General features: G+C 39.3%; 4 protein-coding genes. 3 read left to right on the forward strand and 1 reads right to left on the reverse strand.

The features are described from left to right. The first annotated feature begins 331 nt into the window (after positions 1–331). The 3 genes from L4C39_RS19960 to L4C39_RS19970 all read left to right on the forward strand — a co-directional run bounded on the left by L4C39_RS19960 (position 332) and on the right by L4C39_RS19970 (position 1923). Positions 332–727: a DUF3465 domain-containing protein gene (locus L4C39_RS19960; protein ID WP_429747732.1), complete on the forward strand. Its 396-nt coding sequence runs from the start codon at positions 332–334 to the stop codon at positions 725–727. A gap of 154 nt (positions 728–881) precedes the next feature. Beyond that, entirely contained in the window at positions 882–1253 is a 372-nt protein-coding gene (locus L4C39_RS19965; RefSeq protein WP_050645032.1) for a nuclear transport factor 2 family protein, read from the forward strand. Between the two features lie 190 nt (positions 1254–1443). Next, positions 1444–1923 (forward strand): hypothetical protein, encoded by a 480-nt coding sequence (locus L4C39_RS19970; RefSeq protein ID WP_113800009.1) that lies wholly within the window; start codon positions 1444–1446, stop codon positions 1921–1923. Between the two features lie 31 nt (positions 1924–1954). Here L4C39_RS19970 and L4C39_RS19975 read toward each other — a convergent pair. Continuing rightward, positions 1955–2213: transposase (locus L4C39_RS19975; protein WP_429747735.1), on the reverse strand; the 259-nt coding region annotated here is incomplete at its 5' end.

Genomic DNA, 2213 nt, shown 5'->3' on the forward strand with positions numbered 1-2213 from the left:
GGACAATATAAATGATGCGTCAGATAAAAAGTTGGTTGGCACCGGTCTACTTGGTATAGCTAATGAAATTCCGTTTCAGCCCAAAGCGCCTAAGGACAAAGTTAATTCATTAGAGGCAATCTTAGGCTTTCAGCGCAGAAGGCAAAGGCTCTTAGGACACCTCAAACAATACAGTTAACAAGCAATTTAAGAGGGATTCCCAACGCTTGGCATTTTTGCTTCTACTTCATTTATAGTGGTTACGGTACAATGCTTTAGGTTGGGTGGTAGCGTTGCTCACCCCTTAATTGGGCGTTAGGTGAAAACAGTCGAAAAGGTAACAATATCAAATATGAAGATAATTCTAGCTAGCTTCTTAGTTCTATTCAGTTTGTGCTCTTTCCCTGCTTGGTCTAATAGCGGGGTGCTGAAACAAGCTTATGAATCACATCAAAGTGATATTCAGGTTCAAGGCTTTGGGACAGTTATACGAATACTTCCTGACGACAATGAAGGCTATCGACATCAAAAATTCATTCTTCGTTTGGATAATCGTCAAACGATTTTGGTTGCCCATAATATCGATTTAGCGCCACGAATATCGAACTTGAAAGTAGGCGATTCGGTTGATTTTAACGGTGAATATGAGTGGAATAGTAAAGGTGGCGTGATCCATTGGACGCATCGAGATCCTCGTAATAATCATGTTCATGGTTGGTTAAAGCATAATGGTCGGGTGTATAACTAATTCACCTAACAAACAATTTAAGAGTGACTCCTAACGCTTGCCGATTTTACTCCGATTTGAACTTTGTGTTTACGGTGCAATGGTTTAGTTTGGGTGTTTTAGCGTTGTCGCACCTTAATTGGGCGTTATATGTTTTTTCAGCATTGGAGAAATAATGGAAGTTCTAATTGAGCAGGAAATCGCTCTACATCAGTATGAAATTAGGCAAGATCCAAATGAAGTAGCAAGGTTGCTTCATTCTAGCTTTAAAGAGGTTGGGCGTTCGGGGCGTAGTTTTGATTACTTTTCTATTATGAGAATGATGCAAAATGAAGAGCCTTCAAATGGTCACATTCACTCTCAAGATTTTGAGTGTATTCTGTTAGAACCTTCAGTTCAGTTACTTTTATACAAATCAGCATGGGTTTCAAATTTAGGTGAAGTTAGCGCGTTTTCTAAGCGTTCGTCGATCTGGGTCTTTACTGGTCAAGCCTGGCAAATGAAATATCATCAAGGGACTCCATGCGCAGAGTTTGAACTCATTTGAACATTGTCTAGAGTTGAAAATTGTTGGTTATGCACCCTACATATAACAAAGCATTTAAGAGGGATTCTCAACGCTCGGCATTTTTGCATCTACTTCAAATTTAGTGTTTACGGTACAATGCTTTAGGTTGGGTGGAGGCGTTGTTCACCCCTTAATGCGGCGTTATAACTTTTTAATTAGGAATCACACTGTGAAACGTTCTATTTTTTACATATTTGGAATCCTGTTAATTACTGGTTGCTCAAGTGCGCCAGTTTCTAAAGATATACCTCAGTTGAAGATAACAGAGCCTCTTCAGCTATCAGAAGGGGATATAAAGGTTGGCATAATTCGAAATGAAAATGTTGTAGCTTCAGCGATTCACTATTGGCCTGTATACAATCGGAAAGTCATCGGTGGGTTGCTAACAGGTGATTATATTGAATTTAGTTTGCCATCTAAATCTGGAGATGTTGGAGCTTCATGTTACGGAGGGTGGAGTTCATCGTGGAAAACTCGTCTGTATCGACTTACAGAAGATTCTCCAAACGAGCTTTACTTTCTGTTATCTCCTTCATTTACGGAAGGAGATCACTGCTTAGACATGGAAATCATTGATTCAAATGAATTTCATGAAAGAGCTAACTTATCTAAAAAAGTACCAGTAGGCAGTATTTCAAGCCGAGAATAAAAATTATAACAAGAGACTATGGCGTCAATAGTTAATTTTTGACGCTATTTTTATCCCACATCACACCGTCTCTCAGCATTGAATTTAAAATCACAACCATCTTCCTCATACAAGCAACTATCGCTACTTTTTTTGGTTTTCCTGCCGCAAGTAATCGTTCATAAGTTACCTTGAAAACTGGGTTACACTGAATAGCTGACATCATCGCCATATACATAACTGTCCTAACTTGAGCTCGCCCTCCTTGTATCATCCGTTTGCCTTTGAAGCGGCCGCTCTCTCTTGTTATT

It is taken from the genome of Vibrio clamense (genome assembly GCF_050337905.1).
Classification (GTDB): Bacteria; Pseudomonadota; Gammaproteobacteria; order Enterobacterales; family Vibrionaceae; genus Vibrio; species Vibrio cortegadensis.

Bases quoted from the DNA above. Each gene is read 5' to 3' on its own strand.
- L4C39_RS19960 (WP_429747732.1), top strand. From the start codon at position 332: ATGAAGATAATTCTAGCTAGCTTCTTAGTTCTATTCAGTTTGTGCTCT.
- L4C39_RS19965 (WP_050645032.1), top strand. From the start codon at position 882: ATGGAAGTTCTAATTGAGCAGGAAATCGCTCTACATCAGTATGAAATT.